The sequence below is a fragment of the Variovorax sp. P2_H12 genome (assembly GCF_056403395.1).
In genome coordinates, this window is record NZ_JBFUFO010000030.1 from 45,098 (window position 1) to 67,231 (window position 22,134).

Here is a 22,134-nt window from a genome sequence, read left to right on the forward strand (position 1 = left end):
CGCTGCTAAAGTGGGCTCCTGCATCGGGAGAGTGGCATGACGACTTGGACACGCGGGGTGCTGTGGATGGTGTGGCTGGCCGTCGTCGGCTGGCTGTGGCTCGGCGGGGCGCTCGGAACCGGGGCTGCCCTGGCAGCGGCCGTGCTGAGCCTGCTGCTCTTCGTCCCCGGGGCTGTCCGACGCCGCCGATCCGGCCTCCAGTACGTGGAAATGGGCAAGGAGCCGGTCGGGTTGCTGTAGCGCTCCCGGTTCCGCGGCGTTCCCCCAATGGGCGCGCCGCTCGCGTCAGATGCTCTGCGGATCGACGTCCACCAGCCAGCGGATCACGCCCTTGCCCTCGGGCTGTCGGCGCAGCGCGTGCAGCAGCGGCTGCCATTCCGCCAGCAGCCGCTGCAGGGCGGCGCGCGAGCCGCTCTCGATCAGCATCTGCGCCCGCTCCACATTGGCCACCCGCTGGATCGCGAGCGGCACCGCGGGGTAACGCGTGACCCGGTCGGCGCCCGGCAGCGCGTCGGCCGCGGCACTGGCGGCATTCAGGAATGCCTGCGCCGCGTCCTGCGTGCGCGCGTCGGCCCTGAGCAGCGCCTGGAAGGCGAATGGCGGCATGCCGGCGGCCGCGCGCTCCTCCAGTTCGCCCTGGGCGAAGGCCGCATAGTCGTGCCGCCGCAGGGCGGCGAACAGCGGGTGCTGCGGATGATGGGTCTGGATCCACATCTCGGCGGTCGCCTCCTGCGCCGTCAGGTAGGCGGCATCGCGTCCGGCCCGGCCGGCCGACTGCATCAGGAGGCTGAACAGCCGCTCGGGCGCCCGGAAGTCGCTCGAGAACAGCGCGCCATCGGGGTTGATGGCCGACACCAGCGTGATGCGGCGGAAGTCGTGGCCCTTGGCGATCATCTGCGTGCCCACCAGCACGTCGACCTCGCCGGCGTGCACCGCGGCGAGCTGCGACTCGAGCGCCCCCTGCTTGCGCGTGCTGTCGGCGTCGATGCGGGCCACGCGCACCGCGCTGCCGTCGGGCCGCCGGACCGCGGCGAACAGTTCGCCCAGGTGCTCCTCCAGGCGCTCGGTGCCGCGCCCGACCGGTGCGATGTCGGGATTGCCGCAGGCCGGGCAGGCGCGCGGCACGCGCTCGGTGAAGCCGCAGTGGTGGCAGCGCAGCGTGCGGTCGATCTTGTGGAACACGCGGTAGGCGCTGCAATGCGGGCATTCGCTCTTCCAGCCGCAGTCGCCGCAGGCCAGCACCGGTGCGTAGCCGCGCCGGTTCAGGAACACCATGCTCTGCTCGCCGCGCGCGATGCGCTGGCCGATGGCGTCGAGCAGCGCGCCCGACAGCACGGTCTTCGGCGGCTGCAGGTTCATGTCGACCAGCCGCACCGCGGGCAACGCGCCGGCACCGACGCGCGAGGGCATCGCCAGCCGCAGGTAGTTGCCGCCGGCGTCCTCGCCCTCGGCCGGCCGGCTGCGATGCCAGCTTTCGAGCGATGGCGTCGCCGAGCCGAGGATCACCTTGGCACCCTCGCGCCGGCCGCGCCAGACGGCCAGGTCGCGGGCCGAGTAGCGTGCGCCTTCCTGCTGCTTGTAGCTGGGGTCGTGTTCCTCGTCGACCACGATCAGCCGCAGCGCCGGCATCGAGGCGAACACCGCCATCCGGGTGCCGAGCACGATGCGCGCGGCGCCGCCGTGCGCCGCCAGCCAGCTGGCGAGCCGTTGCGGGTTCGTCATGCCGCTGTGCAGCGAGACCACCGAGTCGGCGCCGAAACGCGCCTTGAAGCGGGCTTCGAGCTGCGGCGTCAGGTTGATCTCGGGCACCATCACCAGCGCCTGCGCCTCGGGCTCGCGCTCGAGCAGCGTCGCCACGCAGCGCAGGTAGACCTCGGTCTTGCCGCTGCCGGTGCTGCCGAACAGCAGGAAGGGGCCGGGCTCGGCATCGAAGCGGGCCAGCGCGGCGGCCTGCTCGGCGGTGAGCGCCACCGCGGGGGCGTCGGGCGCTGCGTTGCCGGCGCGCGCCGCAGGGGCTTGGCGCTTGAGCCGCCGTGCCAACTGGACCGCGCTCAGGTCCCGCAACTGCGGCGGCAGGGCCGCCAGCGCGATCTCGCCAAGCGAGCGCTGGTAGTAGCGCGCGGCGAAGGCCACCAGGTCGCGCCAGGGCTCGCCCAGCGCAGGCAGGGCGTCCAGGGCGCCGGCGACCGGCTTGAGTTCCATCGGGGAAGGCGGGTCGGCCTCCAGGCTGCGCACCGCCCAGGCCACGCCCAGCACCTCGCGGCGGCCCAACGGCACCCGCACGAGGGCCCCCGGAGTCAGGGCGACGTGGCTTTTGTAGCTAAGTACATCCCCTAGTGCACTGTGCGCCGGGGTCTGGACGGCGACGTCGATGCACCAGTTCAAGGCGGGTTCCCGCTGCGCGGGTTTGTTAAAGCGACTTTGAGCAAATGGACTTAAGTTGTTGATTTTTCAGTGCTTTGCGGTCCATCCAGAGTTTCTGTGGATAACTTTGTTGATATCCGGCCTCGACTCGTCGCCAGCCCTTGAAAATCAAGGCTTCGGCTGGAATGCACGCAAAAAAAGCAAAGTTCAAAACCTATATGAATCAATGACTTAGCTTCGCTATCGCTTTAGGAGCAGCCTTTATCGAGCGTCAGATGTTTTTGCGCACCGCAGCAGCCGTTTTGTGCATAAGTCAGTCCCTCCTCACCGTTTTGGCGCTTGACAAACGCTCGGGCAGTCGATCTCCGGTGCTTACAAGTCATAACAATGCGCTCAGGAACGAAGCAGGCGCGACTGCGCATGCACCGCGTTCACGAGGGCTGCCACGTGGTCGGGCGGGGTGAACTGGCTGATGCCATGGCCCAGGTTGAACACGTGCGTCGCTCCGGTGGTGTCCGGGTCGGTGTGCGGGCGGCCGAAGCTCTGCAGCACCTTGGCTACTTCCTCTTCGATCTGGCGCGGCTGCGCGAACAGCACATTGGGGTCGATGTTGCCTTGCAGGGCCTTGCCCGCCGGGCCTTCTCCCACCAGCGCGCGCGCGCGTCCGAGGTTGACGGTCCAGTCCAGCCCCAGCACTTCGCAGTCGAGCGGCTGCATCTCTTCGAGCCAGAGTCCGCCGCCCTTGGTGAACACGATGCGCGGCACCGGCCGGCCGTCGGCGCCGTTGCGCTTGAGCTGCGACAGCACGCGCTGCGTGTAGGCCAGGCTGAAGGCCTGGAAGGCGCCGTCGGCCAGCACGCCGCCCCAGCTGTCGAACACCATCACGGCCTGGGCGCCAGCGTCGATCTGCGCGTTGAGGTAGGCGGCCACGGCGTCGGCGTTGACGGCCAGCAGCCGGTGCATGAGGTCGGGGCGGCTGTAGAGCAGGGTCTTGACTTGCCGGTAGTCGCTCGACCCCGCGCCCTCGACCATGTAGCAGGCCAGTGTCCACGGGCTGCCCGAGAAGCCGATCAGCGGCACCCGGCCGGCGAGCGCGCGGCGGATCGACGTGACGGCATCGAAGACGTAGCGCAGCTTGTCCATGTCGGGCACGGCCAGGGCTGCGATCGAGGCCTCGTCGCGCACCGGCCGAGCGAATCGCGGGCCTTCGCCGGCCTCGAACGAGAGGCCGAGCCCCATCGCGTCGGGCACCGTCAGGATGTCGGAAAACAGGATCGCGGCATCGAGCGCGAAGCGCTTGAGCGGCTGCAGCGTGACCTCGGTCGCGAAATCCACGTTGGTGGCCAGGCCCATGAAGCTGCCGGCCTTGGCCCGGGTGGCCAGGTACTCGGGCAGGTAGCGTCCGGCCTGGCGCATCAGCCAGACGGGGGTGTGGTCGGTGGCCTGGCGCCAGCAGGCGCGCAGGAACGTGTCGTTCTTCAGGGGGGCGAAAGGCATCCTGCGATTGTCGCAGGGGCATCGAATGACCTTGGCGCAGCAGCGTTTTGGCATGCGCCTTCGTCGCGGCCGGGCGGCTCGGGCCGGCGCCGGGCCGCCCCCTCGGGGAGCGTGGGTCCGGTCAGGACTTGTACTTGATGGAACAGCCGTAGGGCCGGGTGGCCGCGGCGCTGATCGCCTTGCCCCCGAAGGCTTCGCCGAGCGCCTGGTTGACGTAGTTGGTGGCGGTCTTGATGTCCTCGGCGCGGGACGAGGGGATGCTGTCGATGCCGCCGGCATAGACCAGCGTGCCCTTGGGGTCGACGATGAAGATGTGCGGCGTCGTGCGGGCCCCGTAGGCGCGGCCGATGACCCCGTCTTCGTCCATCAGCACGGCCGTCGGCGCGCCCGATTGCGCCTTCATCCAGGCAGCCAGCGCCGCCGGCTTCAGGTAGTCGCTGGCGCCGCGCTCGGTCGAATTGATGGCCAGCCAGACCACGCCCTGGGCGGTGGCGGCCTTCTGCGTGGCGGGCATGTTGCCGCTGCCGTAGTGCTTGCCGACGAAGGGGCAGCCCGGGTTGGTCCATTCGAGCACCACGAACTTGCCGGCGAAATCCGACAGGCGGTGCTGCGCGCCGGCGGTGTCGACGGCGACGAAATCGGGTGCGGGCTGGCCGACGGCGGGCGCGGCGGCGGCTTGCGCGTTCATCAGGAAGGTGGCGCCGAGTGCGACGGCGGCCGTCATGATGGCGCGCCGCGAGGCTCGACTGAGGGCGGCGCGGGCATCGCGCGCGGCGCGGTAGGAACGCGAGGCGGAGGATGACGATGACATGGTCAGCTTGTACTCCCGGTGATAAATACTCAACAACTGCGACAGCTTAGAACAGATTCCTCATGTTCATGTGACAACCCGTTAAGGCCGGCGCCGGGCCGCCCCAAGGCGGCCTGCGGCCCCCTCGGGGGGGCAGCGACCACACGCAGTGAGGGAGCGTGGGGGCTAAGGCCGGCGCCGGGCCGCCCCAAGGCGGCCTGCGGCCCCCTCGGGGGGCAGCGACCACACGCAGTGAGGGAGCGTGGGGGCCAGTAAGGCCGGCGCCGGGCCGCCCGAGGCCTCGAAGGAGCCAATGATCCCCGGGTCAAAGCGCCGCAAGCGCGGCGCGCAGTTCATCCTTGCCGAGTATTTCCGTCAGCACCACGGGCGGCTTTCCCGGTGCTTGCAAGACATAGACCGGGACCCCGCTGCGCCCGAGCGCGGTCAGCGCCGCGGTGATGGCCGGGTCGCGCCGGGTCCAGTCGGCACGCAGCAGCGCGACCTGGCGGGCGTCGAAATCGGCCAGCACCTCGGCGTCGTCCAGCGTGCTGCGCTTGTTGTACTGGCAGGTCACGCACCAGGCGGCCGTGAAATCCACGAACACCGGCCGGCCGGCGGCCGCCAGTTCGCGCGCGCGTTCGGCTGACCAGGGCTGCCAGCGCTGGCCCGTGGCTGCCGAGGTGGCTGCGGGCTCGGCCGGCCGCACCACATGGCCGCCGATGGCGCCCGCCAGCACGGCGGTCAGGGCCACGGTCAGGCCGGTGAGCACGAGCCGGGTGCGGCCGCGCAGCGTCAGGGCCCAGGCGATGGCGGCGAGGCACACGAGCAGGCCCAGCAGGGCGCCGGCGCCGTCGATGCCGCTTTGCTGGCCCAGCACCCAGACCAGCCAGGCGACCGTGGCGAACATCGGGAACGCGAGCAGGCGGCGCAGCGTGTTCATCCAGGCGCCGGGCCTGGGCAGCAGGCGGGCCACGGCCGGCACGAAGCCGGCCGCCAGGTAGGGCAGGGCGAGGCCGAAGCCGAGCACGCCGAACATCAGCAGGGCCTGGCTGGCGGGCAGGCCGATCGCGAAGCCCAGCGAGGCGCCCATGAACGGCGCGGTGCAGGGCGAGGCGACCACCACCGCGAGCACGCCCGAGAGGAAGTCGTTGGCCAGCGGATGGCGGGCCTGGACGGCGCCGAGCGACGCCGGCGCCATGCGGCCGAACTCGAACAGGCCGGCCAGGTTGAGGCCGATCAGGGTGAACAGGGCCGCGAGGACGGCCACCACGGCGGGCGACTGCAGCTGGAAGCCCCAGCCGAGTTGCGCGCCCGCGGCGCGCAACGCCAGCATCGCGCCACCCAGCGCCAGGAAGGACAGGACCACGCCGCCGGTGTAGGCCAGTGCGGCCAGCCGATGGGCGCGCCGGTCGTCGGCATGGCGCGTGAAGCCGAGCACCTTGATCGCGAGCACCGGGAACACGCAGGGCATCAGGTTCAGCAGCAGGCCGCCGATCAGCGCGCCCAGGAGGGCGACGATGAAGCCGCCTGCGGCCTGTGGCTGCGGCACCGCGGCATTGGCTTCGAGCGCGGCCTGCAAGGCCGGCGAGACCTGGGCCGGGGCCGCGGTGGCCGGCCAGACACCGGCGACCGGCGCCTCGGCGCGCCAGGCGATCGGCTGGCCGGCCTGCCGGTCGGCCTCGGCGAGCGTCACCACTACCGGCATCAGCGCCGGGCTGGCGCTGCGCTGCGCCGCCAGCGGCACGGTGGCGGTCCAGGCCTCGCCCTGCCAGGCCTGCGTCCAGTCCTTGCCCTGCACGGCGGCGGAGTGGATCACTTCGGCGGTTTCGGGGAAGAATTCGAGGGTCTTGCCTTGTGCGGCGGCGGGCAGGCCTTCGAGGCGGACCTGCAGCTTGTCGCCGTCCACCGTGATCTGGCCCGGCCGGGCCAGCGGCGCCGGCTGCGCCGCGAAGGCGGCATCGAATTCCGCCTTGTGAAGCGCCGTCGAGCCCTGCAACGGCAGCTTGAGCAGGAACTCGCCTTCTTCGGGTATGCACTCTTTGCTGCACACCAGCCAGGAAGCCTTGAGCCTGACGTCGATCTGGGCGGCACCCGCGAGGGCCGGCTGCGGCTTGAAATCGGGCGCCACCGTGAGCGGCACCGGCAGCAGCAGCGTGTCCTCGTAGCCGAAATTGGCCAGGTTGCCGATCCGGATCTTCCTCGGCACCGGCCAGGCGATGTCGCCGGTGGAGACGCCTGCCGGGAGCGACCAGGCCAGTTCGGTCGGCAGGCCGGAGTCGCCCGCGTTCTTCCAGTAGGTGTGCCAGCCGGGCTGGTGCACGATCTGCAGGCCGAGCCAGACCGGCGCACCGGGGGTCACGCCGTCCGGCGCATGGGCGACCAGTTCGGCCCGTACGTGCGGGGTCGTGACCACCGGGCCGATACGGGAAGTCAGCTGGGCCGCGGCTGGCAGGCAGACTGCGAAGGCGGCGAAGAGAAAACTCGCGAAACGAAGGCGGGAAAGATGAGGCATGCCGTCAGTCGGAGCGGGCCGGCGCGGCGAAGTTCCGGCGCCGGCTCACGAGCCCCACCCCAGCACCACGCGCCGGCTGTTGGCGCTCTTCTTCTCGATCTTGGTGACCACCACGGCGCCGATCTCGCGCGTGTTCGCGACGTGCGTGCCGCCGCAGGGCTGGAAATCGATCGCCTGGCCCTCTCCCACGGGTCCGATGCGGATCGTTCGGACCGTGCCCGTGCCGCGCGGCGGCTGCACGCTCATGCTCTTCACCAGGGCCGGATTGGCGTCGAGCTCGGCATCGCTGATCGCGCCGACGGCCAGCGGGTGGGCGGCAGCCACCAGCCGCGCCAGGCCGGCCGTCAGGGCCTCCTTGTCGAGCGGCTCGGTCATGTGGAAGTCGAGCCGCGTGTAGTCGGGCGTGATCGAGCAGCCGTTGACCGGCTGCGGCACCAGGTGGCACAGCAGGTGGGTCGCGGTGTGGAAGCGCATCAACCGGTGCCGGCGCTCCCAGTCGATGCGTGCGGTCACGCGGTCGCCGGGCCGCAGCGCGGCCGCCAGCGCCTCCTGGCCGGGCGCGGGCACGTGGAGGATCCGGTCGGTCGGCCGGCCTTCGGCATCCTTGGCCTTGCGGGTGTCGGCGATGGCGAGTTCGCGGCCGTCGGCCAGCAGCAGCCGGCCGCTGTCGCCGGCCTGGCCGCCGCCCATCGGATAGAACACCGTGCGGTCGAGCAGGATGCCGGCCTCGTCGACGCCCATCACGAGGGCCTCGCACTCGCGCAGGTAGGCATCGGAACGGAACAGGTCGTCGGTCATGGGTCGATGGTAGCGGTGCGGCCGGACGGGGGTGCGCCGACCTTCGCAAGCGCCTACGGGCGACAATGTGTCGCGGCGCCGCCGGCATCATTCACCGATGCGCCAAAGGACTTCCACCATGACGATGCCCCATCCCTCGCGGCGGTGGCTGCTCGCGCCGATCGCCGCCGCGCTGCTGCTGGCCGCCTGCGGCGACAGGGCGACGCTGCCGCCCGAAGCGGAAACCGGCCCGACGCCGACGCTGCCGGCGCCGAACCCCACCCTGCTGCCCACCGTGAACATCGCGCCCTCGGTGGGCTGGACCGACACCGCGGGCCCCACCGCGCCCGAGGGCTTCGCGGTGACGGCGCTGGCCCGCGGGCTCGACCATCCGCGCATGGTCTACGCCTTGCCCAACGGCGACGTGCTGGCGGTCGAGAGCAACCAGCCGCCCAAGCCCGCGGGCGGCCACGGCGGCGGCCTCGTTGCCGAGATCCGGCGGAAGGTCACGGGCCTGGTCCAGAAGCGCGCCGGCGCGGACGTGCAGAGCGCCAATCGCATCACCCTGCTGCGCGACGCCGACAACGACGGGGTGGCCGAGCTGCGGCAGGTGTTCATGCAGGACCTGGTGTCGCCGTTCGGCGTCGTGCTGGTCGGCGGCGAACTCTTCATCGCCAATGCCGACGCGCTGGTCAAGGTGCCCTACGTCGAGGGCCAGACCACCATCACCGCGGCGCCGGTGAAGGTGACCGACCTGCCCGCGGACCCCAATCACCACTGGACCAAGCACGTCGTCGCCAACCGCGAGGGGACCAAGCTCTACGTCAGCGTCGGCTCCAACAGCAACGTGGGAGAGAACGGGCTCGAGGTCGAGGAGGGGCGGGCCGCGATCTGGGAGGTAGATCTCCAGAGCGGCGAGAAGCGCCTGTTCGCGAGCGGGCTGCGCAACCCGACCGCGCTCGCCTGGGAGCCGGACACCAACGTGCTGTGGGCCGTGGTCAACGAGCGCGACGAGCTCGGCAGCGACCTGGTTCCCGACTACCTGACCTCGATCAAGGACGGCGCCTTCTATGGCTGGCCCTGGAGCTACTTCGGCGGCTACGTCGACACGCGGGTGCAGCCGCAGCGCCCCGACATGGTCGCCAAGGCCGTGGTGCCCGACTACGCGCTGGGCTCGCACCGCGCGCCGCTCGGCATCGCGTTCTCGAATCCGCGCGGCATGCCGCCGGAATTCGCCAGCGGCGCCTTCATCGGCGAACACGGCTCCTGGAATCGCAGGCCGCTCGCGGGCTACAAGGTGGTCTTCGTGCCCTTCATCGGCGGCCGGCCGAGCGGCCCGCCGGTCGATTTCCTGACCGGCTTCCTGAGCGCGGACGACAAGGCGCAGGGCCGGCCGGTGGGCGTGGCGCTTGACAGGCGCGGTGCCCTGCTGGTGGCCGACGACGTCGGCAACGTCGTCTGGAAAGTCAGGAAGAAGTAGCGATTGCCGCCGCCGGGTCTCAGAACCCTGCCAGAACCACCTTGCCCTGCGCCTTGCCGCTCTCGATCAGCGCGTGGGCGCGGCGCAGGTTGGCGGCATTGATGGTGCCGAAGGCCGCGTTGGCGGTGGTGCGGATGCGGCCGGCGTCCACCAGTTGCGCGACTTCGGCGAGCAGTTCGCCCTGGCGCGCCATGTCGGGTGTCTCGAACTTCGAGCGCGTGAACATCATTTCCCAGTGCAGCGAGATGCACTTGCCCTTGAGCGCCATCGCGTCGAGCGACGGCATGTCGTCGATCACCGCCAGTTGGCCCTGGGGCTTGAGGCTCTCGATGATCTGGGCGTAGTGCTGGCCCGTCTGCGTCAGGCTGGCGACCGTGTCGACCTCGCCGATGCCCGCGGCCTTCAGCTCCGCGGCCAGCGGCTTCGCGTGGTCGATCACCGCGTGCGCGCCGAGCGCGAGGCACCAGGCGCGCGTTTCGGCGCGCGAGGCGGTGGCGATCACGCGCAACCGGGTGAGCTGACGCGCCAGCTGGATCAGGATCGAACCGACACCGCCGGCGCCGCCGACGATCAGCAGGGTCTGGCCGGCGCCGCCGTCCCGGGGCACGCGCAGGCGGTCGAACAGCAGCTCATAGGCCGTGATCGTGGTCAGCGGCAGCGCGGCGGCCTGGGCGTCGTCGAGGCTCTGGGGCGCCAGCGCCGCGATGCGCTCGTCCACCGCGTGCAGCTCGCTGTTGGCGCCGGGCCGCACGATCGAGCCGGCGTAGTAGACCCGGTCGCCGGGCTTGAACCGCGTGACCGCCGTGCCGACCGCCTCGACCGTGCCGGCCGCGTCCCAGCCCAGCACCCTGGCCTGGCCGGCGTCCGGCGCTGCGTTGCGACGCACCTTGGTGTCGACCGGGTTGACGGAGATCGCCTTCACGCGCACCAGCAGGTCGCGGGCGCCCGGCGTGGGATCCGGCAGCTCGAGGTCTTCGAGCGCGGCGGGGTTGTCGATGGGGAGCGATTGGCGATAGCCGATGGCTTTCATGGGGCGTCCTGGGTCGTTGCGATGCCGGGACTGTAGAGTGGCAAACACAAATTGATAAGCTGACATTTCGAAGCATTACTTTCAAATGAAAATTGAAAATACCGCCGATCTGCGGGTGCTGGTCCACACCGCTCGGGCGGGCACGCTCACCGCCGCGGCATCGGCGCTCGGCATCACGCCGGCGGCGGCCAGCGCGACGCTCAAGCGGCTCGAGTCGCAGCTCGGCGTCCGCCTGTTCGAACGCTCGACCCGGGCCATGCGCCTGACCCCCCAGGGCCAGACGCTGCTCGACTACGCGGTGCGCGCCTTCGAGTTGCTGGCCGAGGGCGAGTCGCTGGTGCTGGCCGACCGTGGCGCGCTGGTCGGCACCGTGCGCGTGGCGGCGCCATCGGACCTCACGCGGGTCGTGCTGCTGCCCTGGCTCGACGAGTTCCTCGACCTGCACCCGGGCCTGCAGCTGTCGCTCTCGGTCGGCGACCGGCCGCTCGACGTCACCCGCGACGAGGTCGACGTCGCGCTGCGCTATGGCCCGCTGGCCGATTCGCGGCTGGTGGCGCGGCGGCTCGCCGAATCGCGGCCGGCGCTGTGCGCGTCGCCCGCCTACCTGCGCCGCCATCCGGCGCCGCAGACGCCGCAGGACCTGCTGCAGCACAACTGCCTCACCTTCCACCGCGGCGGGCGACGCCAGCGGCTCTGGCGCTTCGTGCGCAACGGCCACTGGACCGAGGTGCGGGTGGACGGCGACCGGGTGGTCGACGACGCCTCGCTGGCGCGCGAGTGGGCCTTGGCCGGGCGCGGCATCACCTTGAAGTCGGCGCTCGACCTGCAGCGCGACGTGGCGTCCGGCGCCCTGGTGCATCTGCTGCCTGAATGGGAGACCGAGCCCTATCCGCTGCACGCGCTGCTGCCCAGCGGCCGCTTCGTCCCGGCGCGGGTGCGGGCGCTGGTGGACTTCCTGGCGCTCAAGTTCGAGGCTGCCCCGGCGCGAACAGGCTCTAAGATTGCCGCATGACAGCCCCCGCCAGCCGCTTCTGGTCCCAGCTCACGACGCGTGATTTCGCCGCCCTCGACCCGGCGGCGACCGTCGCGGTGCTGCCGCTCGGCGCCACCGAGCAGCATGGCCCGCATCTGCCGCTCGGGGTCGACTCCGCGCTCGCCGACGGCATCGTGGCGGCCACGCTGCCCCTGCTGCCGGCCGATCTTCCGGTGCTGTTCCTGCCGACCCAGCAGATCGGACTGAGCCCCGAGCATGCGCGCTTCCCGGGCACGCTGACCCTGTCGTCCGGCACGCTGATCCGGCTCTGGAGCGAGATCGGCGCCGGCGTCGCGCGCGCGGGGGTGCGCAAGCTGGTGTTCTTCAATGCTCACGGCGGGCATTCGGGCGCGATGGACATCGTCGCGCGCGAGCTGCGGGCGGCGCACGGCCTGATCGTCTACAGCACCAGCTGGTTCAACCTGCCGCTCGGCGAGGCCGGCGCGCAGTTCAGCGCCGATGAGCAGCGCTTCGGCGTGCATGCCGGCGAGATGGAAACCTCGATGATGCTGGCGCTGGCGCCCGGGCAGGTGGCGATGGCCGCGGCCCGCGACTTCGGCTCCACGTCGCGCCAACGCGCCGCCGACTACGCGATCCTCGGCAACGGTCGCAGCGCCAAGCTCGGCTGGGCGATGGAGGACTACAACCCCGAGGGCGCGGCCGGCAATGCCGCCGCCGCCACCGCTGAAAAGGGGCGGGCGCTGGTCGATGCCAGCGCCACGCAGCTGGCCGCCCTGCTGGCCGAGGTGTCGCGCTTGCCGCTGGCCACCGCCCACACGCAGCCGCTGCCCTGAGCGCGACGTCACGCGCGGGTTGCCGGCGCCCGCTATCATCAAATCAATGCCGCCTCCGGCGGTGCGCCTGCCGCCTCAACCCACACCAAGGATCCGTATGAGCATCGTCTGGACCATTCTGATCGGCTTCGTTGCGGGCCTGGTGGCGCGCGCGATCAAACCGGGCGACGACTCGGCCGGCTTCATCATCACCACCCTGATCGGCATCGCCGGCTCGCTGATCGCGACCTACGTCGGCCAGGCCATGGGCTGGTACACCGCGGGCCAGGGAGCGGGCTTCATCGCCTCGGTGGTCGGCGCGATCGTGCTGCTGTTCATCTACGGCCTGATCAAGCGCAAGACCTGATCCTGCGCAGCGCGCGCGCATGCCGGTCCGCAAGGCGCGCAGCCGCCACCACCACCACGTCTACGTGGTCGAGCTCGACGACCGCGTCTGGAACGTGGCGCGCTTCCGGCGTGCGAACCCCGACTATCGCCTGGGCATGCCCTTCGTCTACGTCGGCATGACCGGGCTCGATCCGGATGTGCGCTTCGACAAGCACAAGGCCGGTATCCAGGCCAACAGCTTCGTGCGTGACTACGGCTTGCGGCTGCTGCCCAGGCTGTACGCGATGTACAACCCGATGCCCTACGAAGCCGCGCGCGAGATGGAGGTCGAACTCGGCATCGCCCTGCGCGAGGCGGGTTACGGGGTCTGGCAGGCCTAGCAGGCGGCGCCCCGCGCACGCCGAGGTTCAGGAGTAGGTGACCCAGCCCTCGTACGCCGGGCCGTCGAGGTGCGGCAGCGTGTTGTAGGTCACCAGCATGTGGCGCTTCGGCGTGAACGCGAATTCGGTCACGGCGGTATTGCGGATTCGCAGGTTGAGCTCGACGGTGGTCTCGGGACTGGTGCCCAGCACATGGCCGACGGCCGTGCTGATCGGCCCGCCACTCGACACCACGAGCACCTTGGCGCCATGGTGCCGGTCGCGCACATGGTCGAGGGCGGTCGTCACCCCGGTCAGGAAGTCCACATAGCTCGGCATGCCGACCGGTTCGGTGCGGCCCTGCATCCAGGCGCCGAGCCCCTCGCGCAACAGGCGGAAATGGTGGCGGTACATCTCCGGCGTGTCGGGCTTCTCCAGCTTGCCGGAATGGATGGTGGCAATGATCGCCTCGCTGTCGTATTCGTTGAGGCCGGGCCAGGGCAGCACGTCCTGGCGCTCGAGCCCCAGGCCTTGCGCGATCCCCTCCCAAGTCTGGCGATGGCGCTTCAGCGTGCCGGTGATCACCGCATCGAAGCGCATGCCGCGCTCGCGCCAGTACTCGCCCAGCCGGACCGCCTGCCTGCGGCCCAGGTCGCTGAGCTGGTCGTAGTCGGCCGCACCGAAGCTGGCCTGTCCGTGGCGCACGAGATAAAGAGTTCCCATGGCGAGCGATTCTGCCCACGAGGCTCGCCCCATAGGGTCGCGGCGGCGACGTCCGGGCCGGGATCCCACCCAGTGCCCCCCCGTCACAGCTGACCCGGTCAAGAGGGCGGTGAGCTGACGATCTCGCAACCTCGGACTTTCTCGCTATGAATGGCGCGGTGGAGGGGCAGGTCAAAGGGGCTGAAAGTTTCGGATTTTTCTCATATCGGAAATTCGTCGAGCAAGGAATTGGGCTTCGGACTTGGGATGGACTTAACTTTAGTTCATGGTGAAAGAATCTTCTGTCCACTGCCTGAGCATTCCTGGTTAGGTCGGCTTCGCCCACCTCCTCCGACGCCTCCGCGACGAGAAAGGCACCACAGCGCCATAAGCGCCGATCCTTTTTTATGAAAAGCCGAGTCTCCAGTGGTCAAAAATTGAGTGAGTGCTTACGTTCGGAGAATTAATTTCCGGAGATCTTTCACGTTCGTGAACCGCCGGCCGGTGGCCCGTGTAATTCTTTTCGGATATTTCTCATATGTTTCGAAAGGTGTTTTTCCTACCATTGAGTTCAAGTCATTGCTCTGCGCATTTGCCCGGTTCATGCGATCGGGGTCGAGGGCAATCGAAGACCGATTACTTATTGAATTTGCGAGGAAAGACCATGAACAAGACATATCGTGTAATTTTGAACAAGGCGACGGGCACCTGGACTGCGGTTTCGGAAGTTGCCCGTGGGCAAGGCAAGGGCGGCGCCAAGGCATTGGCGAGTGCGGTCTTGGTCATGGGCCTTTTTGCCGTCAGCAATGGCGCCACCGCAGGTTATGCCGCGGGCGGCGGCACGGCGGGGGGGGATCTAAACGCCGTTGCAGTCGGCTGTGGCGACGCAACAGGAGGCGGTTCTATCGCCTTGGGTGGAGATTGCGGCACCCAGCCTAGTGCACGAGCTACGGCAGCAGGCAGTGTTTCAATCGCGATGGGATATAACACGCACGTTTTTGGTACCGCTTCCCAGGGAAGTATGGCTCTCGGTTCGGGTGCCCAAGTTGGGACGTCCTCGTCAGGGGGGGCTGCCTTCGCGACAGCAATTGGGCGAAATGCCATGATTGGCGACGGCGCGACCAGTGCCGTGGCTTTGGGCGGCTCCGCCACGGTTACGAGCAACGCGGTCAATGCGGTCGCCGCCGGTGCGAACGCGACTGCCAGCGCAGCCAACAGCGTTGCACTGGGCGGGGGCGCCGTGGCGAATCGCGGTGCGGTTTCCGGTGTTGCGGACGCCCTGTCCTATAGCGGCGCCAGAGTGACGACCACCACCGGTGCAGTTTCGGTCGGCTCGGTGACTGCGCAGCGCCAGATCACGAACGTCGCGGCAGGCACGCAGGATACCGACGTGGTTAATCTCGGGCAGGTCAAGGCCGTGAAAACGGTCGTCGATTCCAATGCTGCGGCCATGGCGAGCGCGCTGGGCGGCGGCTCGGCGGTCAAGGCGGACGGCACGATTTCGGCGCCGAGCTACACGGTGGGCGGCACGACGGTCAACAACGTGGGCGCAGCGATCACCAACCTGGACACCCGCACCACGAGCAACACCACCAACATCGATAGCCTGACCAGCAACGTCAACAGCGGTTCGGTGGGCTTGGTGAAGCAGAACGCGACGACCAATGCGATCACGGTGGCAGCCGACAAGGCGGGCACGTCGGTGAACTTCGCTGGCACGGCCGGTGAGCGCACCCTGAGTGGCGTGAAGGACGGCACGCTGGCGGCAAGCAGCAAGGAAGCGGTGAGCGGCGGACAGTTGTTCACGACCAATCAGAACGTGACGGCCAACACCAACGCGATCGGCGTACTGGACACCCGCGTGACGACAGTGGAAGGCTCGGTGACGAACCTGACCAACAACATGAACAGCGGTTCGGTGGGTCTGGTGAAGCAGGACGCGACGACCAACGCGATCACGGTGGCAGCCGACAAGGCTGGCACGTCGGTGAACTTCGCTGGCACGGATGGCGCGCGCACTCTGAGCGGCGTGAAGGCGGGCACGCTGGCGGCGGGCAGTAAGGAAGCAGTGAACGGCGGTCAGCTGTTCGCGACCGGCCTGGTCGATGACAATGGCAACGCGCTCAAAGCGCTGACCTACGACAGTGCGGCCAAGGACAGCATCACGCTGGGTGGCACCGGTGCCACGGCCCCGGTCAAGCTGAAGAATGTCGCCGACGGTACCGACGAGACCGACGCCGTCAACGTACGCCAGCTCCAGTCGACCGGCCTGATCGATGACAACGGAAAGTCGCGGGATGCCGTGACCTACGACGCCGGCTCCAACCGCGGCGTGGTGACCTTCGGCGGCGGTGCGGACGGCACCTTGCTGACCAACGTGCGTGATGGCCAGATCGGTGCCGGCAGCCGTGATGCGGTGAACGGCGGCCAGATCGATTCGCTGCGTGCCAGCCTGCAGACCCAGATCACCAACATCGATGGCCGCGTCACGAACGTCGAAACCAACGGCGTCGGTGGCGGCAGCCCGTCTTACATCGACAGCAACGCCAAGGGCAGCAGCGACAACAAGGCCAATGCCGGTGACTCGGCGGGTGTGGCGGTCGGCTACAACGCCAATGCAACCGGCGACAACGCGTCAGCGTTGGGCCAGAACGCCACGGCCTTGGGCAGCTACGGCACGGCCGTCGGTAACGACAGCCACGCCGCGGGCGCCAATGACACGGCCCTGGGTGGCAACGCCAAGGTGTACGCCGACGGCAGCGTGGCGGTGGGTGCCAACACGGTGGTCTCGGCTGCCGCGACCAATGCGGTGGCCGTGGGTGCCGATGCGCAGGTGAATGCGGCATCCGGTACGGCCATCGGCCAGGGTGCTTCGGTGACTGCCGCGGCCACGGGTGCAGTGGCCCTGGGTCAGGGCTCGGTGGCTGACCGCGCCAACACGGTGTCGGTGGGCTCGGCAGGCAACGAGCGTGCGATCGCCAACGTGGCGGATGCCGTCATGGCCACCGATGCCGTCAACAAGCGTCAGCTTGATGCCGTCGCGGAAAGCGGCCAGGCCTACACCGATGCGCGCGTGAACCAGGTGCAGTCGGAAATCGCAAGCGTCAAGCGCGATTCCAACGCAGCGGCCGCGTCGGCCATGGCGGTGGCGACCTTGCCGCAGTCGATCATCCCGGGGCGTGGCATGGCATCGGCCGCGCTGAGCAACATGGGCGGCGAGTCGGCCCTTGCCGTCGGCGTGTCCAAGGTGTCAGAGAACAGCCGCTGGGTCACCAAGCTGTCGGGCACGGTCAACACGCGTGGAAACGCCGGCGTGAGCGCAGGTATCGGTTTCCACTGGTAAGTCGGCGTCCAACTGAATGAAAAGGAGCGTCACGCTGAGCGTGGCGCTCCTTTTTTTTCGTCGTGCGACCGCTTGGCGTGGGCAAGGTGCCGCGCGCCGGGCTTACCAACGGTAGGCATCGCGCCGTAGTACTTCGGATGACGTTTCGCTTGGCGCTTTCGGACGTTTCTGATGTACCGCCATCGAGGCGGTCCGTACGATTCATTGCTGCCTTCTTGTCGAGTTCGGAAGCCGACATGACAAGCCGATCGCAAGCACTTTCGGCCTCGCAGCCTCGATGAATTTGCAGGGCCGACCGACATCCGCCGACCACCGCGTCGGCATCCATCAACAAACGAACGGGGCATGCGTGATCCGCAATGCCCCAAGGGAGCCAACATGACGGCATTGACTACCGTGGTCCTGATCTGGAGCTTTGTCATCTGGATCTTCGTGCGTGGACGATTCGGTCCGTCCAAGGAGTCCTGGTCGCGGGCCATCGCGTTCAAGCCGAAGGAAGAAATGTCACCCGAGCAGTTGTTCGGCTGCCTGCTCAGCGGCAACTTCGCCCTGCTCATGCGCGACAACTTCAACCAGATCGGGAGTTCACTGTCCGAGCGGCGCATCGGCCGGGTTCTTCGGGAGCACTGGGGAATCGAGACGCGGGCGGACTGCCGTCGCGTGATCGCGTCTCGCCTCGAGAGCCTGGGAAGGATGTCGCCGTCGGAGAAGCGCGCCATCGCCGCATGGCTCACGGGCGAAAGGGTTGACTCGAACGAATACGCAGCACTCGAAGACACGTGCCTGTTCGTGGCGCTTCGCGCGCGCCTCACGCGCGTCGATGAGCTTCGGCACGACCACCTGAGCGTCCTGGCCTGGGATATCCAGCAACTCGCCTATCTGGTGCGCCTTGCCTGTTCGGTCGACCATGTGTCGAAGGCGTCGGCCGAGGAGATCCTGGGAACGCTGAGGACGCGCGCCCGGGCGCACTATGGGTCCTGGCAGGACTATTCGCTGGCAGCCCTCATCGGCCTCGGCATGCGGGGTTCGCTCGAGGTCTTCGACCACGCGGAGTGGACGCAGTTCGCACGGACCCATTCGGTCTTTCTGAACGAACGCCGCTCGCCCACCCAGAGCGCGTCGCGATGGACGGTCGCCGCCGTGCAGCGGGAGCCCGCCCGCTTCGAGTCCGGCTGCCGTGGTCCGGCTGTCGGGGCTGCCGCGTCATGACGCGCCGGGCCGCTCTGCGACGCGTCGGGGTGCTTGCCCATGGCCCCCGCTCGCGCGAATTCCTTCGACGCGCCATGCGCTCGCTCGGCTATGCACCGCTGGTGTTCGCCAGTCTGGACGATCTGGTCGCGATGGGCCCCGACGCGTCGACCCTCGACATGCTGTTCCTCGGCGATGTGCCTGACACGGACAGTCTTGGGCGTGCTGTCATGGCGAGCGCCCGCGCCGCGGTCGGCCCGCATGCGCGGGTGCTCCATGCGCCTCTGCAACCGCGCAGGCGTACGCGAAATCGCGGTGCGACGGTCGACGACATCGACACCGCTTCGCCGCGCTTCTTCGGCGATCTCTATGGCGCGATCCTGTCTTTTCTGAACTCTCACGGGTTCGAAGGCACGCAGGCGCATTTGTCGTGGGGTGCCTATTCGTTCCATCCGATCGAGCAAACCGTCTCCTTCGCCGGCGAGGCGGTCAAGCTGGATCCTGTGGCGTTTGATGTCGCTCTCGAGTTCTTCTTCAACCTCGGTCGCCCTGTCACCAGAAAGTGGCTGAAGCGCATGTTGCCTTCGGGCGAGCGCGGAGCGAACTGGCATCGGATCGACAACATCGCCTGCACGGTCGACGACCTGCGCGTCGCGATCCAACTGCAAGAACCGACCGGCTGGGCGCTCGACGCCATCGGCGACACCGGCTATCAATTGCGGCGCGTGCAGCGGCCGGCCACCGAGCAAAAACGTGCCCGCGTTCGTGTGCCGGCATTGACCACGGATCGCGCCCCGAGGAAAGCGGAGCGCCTTCAACTGGAACTTTGAACGGGGATCGTTTAGTCTCGCCCGCTGTGCTCGTCAACTCGGGGCGGAGATTCCATGGTTACCAAGGTCGGCCTACTTGCGCGGGGCCTCAATTCGAACACCGCCATGATGGTGTTGATCGGCTTGCTGGGGATTGCCAGCTATTTCTTTGGCCAGCCGATGGCCATCGAACTGCACTGGTTTTGGATGGCGACGTTGTCGTTCTGCATCGTCGCCCTGTCGGTCATGCAATTCGTCCGCTCTCGCACCAGTCAACGGCGAGACGACGAACTCCACGCCATCCTCGATGCCGTCCCCCATGTCCTTTTCTTCAAGGACACCGCCTTGCGCTACCGGGAAGTGAACGCGGAGTTCGAGCGGATATTTCATATCGACAGAGGCGCCGCGATCGGAGAGGACGACAAGATCTTCGGCCCCGCGTCTCACGAGCGCTTCGCGTCGCAGGACAGGGCGCTCATGGCGTCCGGAGAGGCGCGCACCTACGACGACGAGATGGTGCTCGACGGTGAACTCCGCAGCATCCAGACGCGCAAGCGGACGGTCCGCGATCGCCGTGGAAAGCTGCGCGGCGTGGTCGGCGTGGCCATCGACGTGACCGAGCAGAAACGGCTCCAGCGCCAACTCGAAGATGCACACGACGGGCTCAGCATCGCGCTGGAAGCTGCGCGCATGGGGACCTGGGAACTGGATCTGAGCACCGACGAACTCCTTGCCGACGAGCGCTGCCGGCGGGTCCTTGGCCTGACAGGCGACAGCCTCGACGTGTCGATGGCCTATGCCAGGATGCATCCCGATGACAGGGATGAGGTCAAACATCGCGTCGAGCGTGCGGTCACGCAGAAGAACGTCGCAGCCTACGAATTTCGCGTCGTCGACGATTCTGGAGCGATCCGTTGGGTGGAGGGCTTCTCGTCGCCGAATCGACTGCGCAGGGGAAACAATCACCTGATCGGCGTCAACCGGGACATCACCGAACGCCGCATGGGCGAACTCGCGATGAACGAGGCCAAGCTGCAGGCCGAACGGGTGCTGGCGGAGCTCGAGGAATCGCAACTCGAACTCGAACTCGCGCTGAGCAGCGGCGGGCTGGGCGTGTGGCGTTCAGTCACTCGAATGCGCAAGGGTGCCGAGCCCACGGGCCGCGAACTGGCCGCGACGCTCATCGTGGCCGACCCCAGGATCCATGAAATCTGCGGCCGTGACGCCGACCTCAGCTATCTCGACATGTTCAAGCTGCTGCATCCGGATGATCGCAGGCGAGTGGCCGCCACGCTGGACCAGGCCTATCGCAAGGGGGCCGGCGCCTACCGCGATCAGTTCCGCATCTGCACCCGCCACGACGCAATGCGGACGGTGGATGTGCGAGGCAGCGTGACGACCGGCGCGGATCCGGGCGACGACTCGGTGTTGGTCTCGTTCACCGGCATCGTCAAGGACATCACCAAGGAAGAGGAACTCAAGGCGAACCTGATCACCAAGGCCGAGGAAGCGCGATCGGCGCTGGACGCCAAGGGCCAGTTTCTCGCCATGATGAGCCACGAAGTCCGCACGCCTCTCAATGGCGTGCTCGGGATGGTCGATCTGGTTCTCGACACGCCGCTCACGCACGAGCAGCGGACGATGTTGCTGCGCAGCCGGGAATCGTCGGTGGCATTGCTCACGATCATCAACGACATCCTCGATTTCTCGAAGATCGAGGCGCGCATGCTCGACATCGAGAACCGGGCGCTGTCGCTGTCCAGCCTCATCGAGGATGTGTGCGCCACGCTGCTTCCGGAAGCCAGGCGCAAGGCGATCAGCCTGGATTTCAGTGTCGATGGGCAGATCCCGCAATTCATCGTCGGCGATTCCGTGCGGCTGCGGCAGATCCTGACGAACCTGATCGGCAATGCCGTCAAGTTCACGAGTCGAGGCGGCGTCAAGGTCGGCGCTCGCAAGGGCCTGGACGGCTCTCTGCAACTGACGGTCGAGGACACCGGCATCGGCATCGACCGGCGAACCACCGAATCGCTTTTCCAACCGTTTCGACAAGCGAACATCGCCACCACCCGGCGCTACGGCGGCACCGGTCTGGGACTCACCATCGTCAAGCAACTGGTGGAGTTGATGCAAGGGACGGTCCGCTGCGACAGCGAACTGGACCGAGGCAGCCTGTTCACCGTGAGCTTGCCCCTGCGCCCCTGGGTGCCCGCTGCCGGCTCGCTGCCGGCGCGCACGCAGGGCGGACGTGCGGCTTTCCCCCCAGCCAGGCCGACGGCTGGGGTCGAGGAGGCCTCGACGCCGCTGGGCCAAGGGCGGCAGGTCCTGCTCGCCGAAGACCATGAGATCAATCGCGAGGTCATCACGTTGCAACTCGCGAAGCTCGGTTTCGAATGCGACGCCGCCGAAGACGGCGAACAAGCCTGGGAGAAACTCATGGCGCCCGGCGCAAGCTACGCGCTGCTCCTGACCGACTGCCACATGCCGCGCCTCGACGGCTACGACCTGACGAGGCGGGTTCGCGCTCACGAGGCGAGTCAGGGTCTGCCAAGATTGCCGATCGTGGCGTTGACGGCCAATGCACTGCGAGACGAAGCCGAACGTTGTCTCGCGCTCGGCATGGACGCCTATCTCTCCAAGCCCTTGCAGGTTGATGAACTCAAGCGTGCTCTGGCAGAAGTCCTGGCGCAGCAGGCATCGCGCGTCGCAGGGGCGGCCTCCGGCGTGTCCGACGGCAGGTTGTCTCGCCCGCCGTCGATCTACCCAGCGCTTACCGAGTTGTGCGGCGGAAGGTTCGACAAGGTCACCGACTTGGTCCGCATCTTCGTCGTCGCCACCGAGCAGGATCTGAAGTCAATGGATCAAGCGATCGAGAGCGGCGACCACCTCCGACTGCGGCAATTGGCGCATCGACTGAGCTCGGCCTGCCATCAACTCGACGAAGCGAAGGTGGTCGGCGCATTGCAGGCCATCGAGCGATGGGTCGAGGTCGACGGCATCGATCCGAAGGAGTCCATCCGTGCGCTTTACCGTTCGGCAAGGGACGAGCTGGTGTCAGTGCTCGGGCGCGCGTCCGACTTCGTGGGCCTGCAGGGTCGAACGGCCTGAGTCCGGCGCCGGGCCGCCTGT

General features: G+C 68.3%; 17 protein-coding genes and 1 pseudogene. 11 read left to right on the forward strand and 7 right to left on the reverse strand.

The window, feature by feature from the left end; all coding sequences use genetic code 11:
- Window positions 1–36 precede the first annotated feature (36 nt).
- Entirely contained in the window at window positions 37–240 is a 204-nt protein-coding gene (locus tag AC1DYK_RS23185) for a hypothetical protein (protein WP_478168438.1), read from the forward strand.
- 45 nt (window positions 241–285) lie between these two features.
- On the opposite strand, the gene AC1DYK_RS23190 is transcribed toward AC1DYK_RS23185, so the two are convergent.
- The 5 genes from AC1DYK_RS23190 to AC1DYK_RS23210 form a co-directional block, all read right to left on the reverse strand.
- Window positions 286–2,385: a primosomal protein N' gene (locus AC1DYK_RS23190; protein WP_478168439.1), complete on the reverse strand. Its 2,100-nt coding sequence runs from the start codon at window positions 2,383–2,385 to the stop codon at window positions 286–288.
- Window positions 2,386–2,757: 372 nt separating this feature from the next.
- The gene (gene hemE, locus AC1DYK_RS23195) at window positions 2,758–3,861 is read right to left on the reverse strand and encodes a uroporphyrinogen decarboxylase (RefSeq protein WP_478168440.1); all 1,104 of its coding nucleotides are present in this window, start codon (window positions 3,859–3,861) and stop codon (window positions 2,758–2,760) included.
- A 121-nt stretch (window positions 3,862–3,982) separates the two neighbouring features.
- Window positions 3,983–4,672, reverse strand: coding sequence for a redoxin domain-containing protein (locus AC1DYK_RS23200; protein ID WP_478158447.1), 690 nt, complete (start codon window positions 4,670–4,672; stop codon window positions 3,983–3,985).
- A 304-nt stretch (window positions 4,673–4,976) separates the two neighbouring features.
- Entirely contained in the window at window positions 4,977–7,163 is a 2,187-nt protein-coding gene (locus AC1DYK_RS23205) for a protein-disulfide reductase DsbD family protein (RefSeq protein WP_478168441.1), read from the reverse strand.
- Between the two features lie 45 nt (window positions 7,164–7,208).
- Window positions 7,209–7,961, reverse strand: a complete 753-nt coding sequence (locus AC1DYK_RS23210) for an alanyl-tRNA editing protein (protein ID WP_478168442.1) — start codon at window positions 7,959–7,961, stop codon at window positions 7,209–7,211.
- A gap of 118 nt (window positions 7,962–8,079) precedes the next feature.
- On the opposite strand from AC1DYK_RS23210, the gene AC1DYK_RS23215 reads away from it, so the two are divergent.
- Window positions 8,080–9,420 carry a PQQ-dependent sugar dehydrogenase gene (locus tag AC1DYK_RS23215; protein ID WP_478168443.1) on the forward strand — a complete coding sequence of 447 codons (1,341 nt, stop codon included), beginning with the start codon at window positions 8,080–8,082 and terminating at the stop codon, window positions 9,418–9,420.
- Window positions 9,421–9,439: 19 nt separating this feature from the next.
- Here the strand turns inward: AC1DYK_RS23215 and AC1DYK_RS23220 are convergent, their stop codons facing one another.
- A complete protein-coding gene (locus AC1DYK_RS23220; protein WP_478168444.1) occupies window positions 9,440–10,450 on the reverse strand; it encodes a zinc-binding alcohol dehydrogenase family protein in 1,011 nt (336 codons plus the stop codon).
- A gap of 85 nt (window positions 10,451–10,535) precedes the next feature.
- Here AC1DYK_RS23220 and AC1DYK_RS23225 point away from each other — a divergent pair, with 85 nt between their 5' ends.
- From AC1DYK_RS23225 to AC1DYK_RS23240, 4 genes are all read left to right on the forward strand, one after another.
- Window positions 10,536–11,462, forward strand: a complete 927-nt coding sequence (locus tag AC1DYK_RS23225) for a LysR family transcriptional regulator (RefSeq protein WP_478168445.1) — start codon at window positions 10,536–10,538, stop codon at window positions 11,460–11,462.
- Window positions 11,459–12,277: a creatininase family protein gene (locus tag AC1DYK_RS23230; protein WP_478168446.1), complete on the forward strand. Its 819-nt coding sequence runs from the start codon at window positions 11,459–11,461 to the stop codon at window positions 12,275–12,277. Before AC1DYK_RS23225 ends, AC1DYK_RS23230 begins: the two co-directional genes overlap by 4 nt.
- A gap of 97 nt (window positions 12,278–12,374) precedes the next feature.
- The gene (locus AC1DYK_RS23235) at window positions 12,375–12,623 is read left to right on the forward strand and encodes a GlsB/YeaQ/YmgE family stress response membrane protein (RefSeq protein WP_478092377.1); all 249 of its coding nucleotides are present in this window, start codon (window positions 12,375–12,377) and stop codon (window positions 12,621–12,623) included.
- Between the two features lie 19 nt (window positions 12,624–12,642).
- On the forward strand, window positions 12,643–12,984 hold the full coding sequence (locus tag AC1DYK_RS23240) for a hypothetical protein (protein WP_478168447.1): 342 nt from the start codon (window positions 12,643–12,645) through the stop codon (window positions 12,982–12,984).
- 27 nt (window positions 12,985–13,011) lie between these two features.
- Here the strand turns inward: AC1DYK_RS23240 and AC1DYK_RS23245 are convergent, their stop codons facing one another.
- A complete protein-coding gene (locus AC1DYK_RS23245; RefSeq protein ID WP_478168448.1) occupies window positions 13,012–13,686 on the reverse strand; it encodes a histidine phosphatase family protein in 675 nt (224 codons plus the stop codon).
- A gap of 643 nt (window positions 13,687–14,329) precedes the next feature.
- Between AC1DYK_RS23245 and AC1DYK_RS23250 the strand changes: the two are divergent.
- The 5 genes and pseudogenes from AC1DYK_RS23250 to AC1DYK_RS23270 form a co-directional block, all read left to right on the forward strand.
- A pseudogene (locus AC1DYK_RS23250) lies at window positions 14,330–14,452 on the forward strand (ESPR domain-containing protein); the annotation flags it as partial.
- Window positions 14,453–14,767: 315 nt separating this feature from the next.
- Window positions 14,768–17,008, forward strand: coding sequence for a YadA family autotransporter adhesin (locus AC1DYK_RS23255; protein ID WP_478168460.1), 2,241 nt, complete (start codon window positions 14,768–14,770; stop codon window positions 17,006–17,008).
- A gap of 345 nt (window positions 17,009–17,353) precedes the next feature.
- A complete protein-coding gene (locus AC1DYK_RS23260) occupies window positions 17,354–18,217 on the forward strand; it encodes a DUF1266 domain-containing protein (RefSeq protein WP_478168449.1) in 864 nt (287 codons plus the stop codon).
- A 74-nt stretch (window positions 18,218–18,291) separates the two neighbouring features.
- The gene (locus tag AC1DYK_RS23265; RefSeq protein WP_478168450.1) at window positions 18,292–19,026 is read left to right on the forward strand and encodes a hypothetical protein; all 735 of its coding nucleotides are present in this window, start codon (window positions 18,292–18,294) and stop codon (window positions 19,024–19,026) included.
- 54 nt (window positions 19,027–19,080) lie between these two features.
- On the forward strand, window positions 19,081–22,113 hold the full coding sequence (locus AC1DYK_RS23270; RefSeq protein ID WP_478168451.1) for an ATP-binding protein: 3,033 nt from the start codon (window positions 19,081–19,083) through the stop codon (window positions 22,111–22,113).
- Window positions 22,114–22,134 lie beyond the last annotated feature (21 nt).

Bases quoted from the DNA above. Each gene is read 5' to 3' on its own strand.
- AC1DYK_RS23235 (WP_478092377.1), top strand. From the start codon at position 12,375: ATGAGCATCGTCTGGACCATTCTGATCGGCTTCGTTGCGGGCCTGGTG.
- AC1DYK_RS23185 (WP_478168438.1), top strand. From the start codon at position 37: ATGACGACTTGGACACGCGGGGTGCTGTGGATGGTGTGGCTGGCCGTC.
- AC1DYK_RS23220 (WP_478168444.1), bottom strand. From the start codon at position 10,450: ATGAAAGCCATCGGCTATCGCCAATCGCTCCCCATCGACAACCCCGCC.
- hemE (WP_478168440.1), bottom strand. From the start codon at position 3,861: ATGCCTTTCGCCCCCCTGAAGAACGACACGTTCCTGCGCGCCTGCTGG.
- AC1DYK_RS23230 (WP_478168446.1), top strand. From the start codon at position 11,459: ATGACAGCCCCCGCCAGCCGCTTCTGGTCCCAGCTCACGACGCGTGAT.
- AC1DYK_RS23265 (WP_478168450.1), top strand. From the start codon at position 18,292: ATGCGCTCGCTCGGCTATGCACCGCTGGTGTTCGCCAGTCTGGACGAT.
- AC1DYK_RS23210 (WP_478168442.1), bottom strand. From the start codon at position 7,961: ATGACCGACGACCTGTTCCGTTCCGATGCCTACCTGCGCGAGTGCGAG.
- AC1DYK_RS23240 (WP_478168447.1), top strand. From the start codon at position 12,643: ATGCCGGTCCGCAAGGCGCGCAGCCGCCACCACCACCACGTCTACGTG.
- AC1DYK_RS23225 (WP_478168445.1), top strand. From the start codon at position 10,536: ATGAAAATTGAAAATACCGCCGATCTGCGGGTGCTGGTCCACACCGCT.
- AC1DYK_RS23245 (WP_478168448.1), bottom strand. From the start codon at position 13,686: ATGGGAACTCTTTATCTCGTGCGCCACGGACAGGCCAGCTTCGGTGCG.
- AC1DYK_RS23255 (WP_478168460.1), top strand. From the start codon at position 14,768: ATGATTGGCGACGGCGCGACCAGTGCCGTGGCTTTGGGCGGCTCCGCC.
- AC1DYK_RS23270 (WP_478168451.1), top strand. From the start codon at position 19,081: ATGGTTACCAAGGTCGGCCTACTTGCGCGGGGCCTCAATTCGAACACC.
- AC1DYK_RS23215 (WP_478168443.1), top strand. From the start codon at position 8,080: ATGACGATGCCCCATCCCTCGCGGCGGTGGCTGCTCGCGCCGATCGCC.
- AC1DYK_RS23205 (WP_478168441.1), bottom strand. From the start codon at position 7,163: ATGCCTCATCTTTCCCGCCTTCGTTTCGCGAGTTTTCTCTTCGCCGCC.
- AC1DYK_RS23260 (WP_478168449.1), top strand. From the start codon at position 17,354: ATGCGTGATCCGCAATGCCCCAAGGGAGCCAACATGACGGCATTGACT.
- AC1DYK_RS23200 (WP_478158447.1), bottom strand. From the start codon at position 4,672: ATGTCATCGTCATCCTCCGCCTCGCGTTCCTACCGCGCCGCGCGCGAT.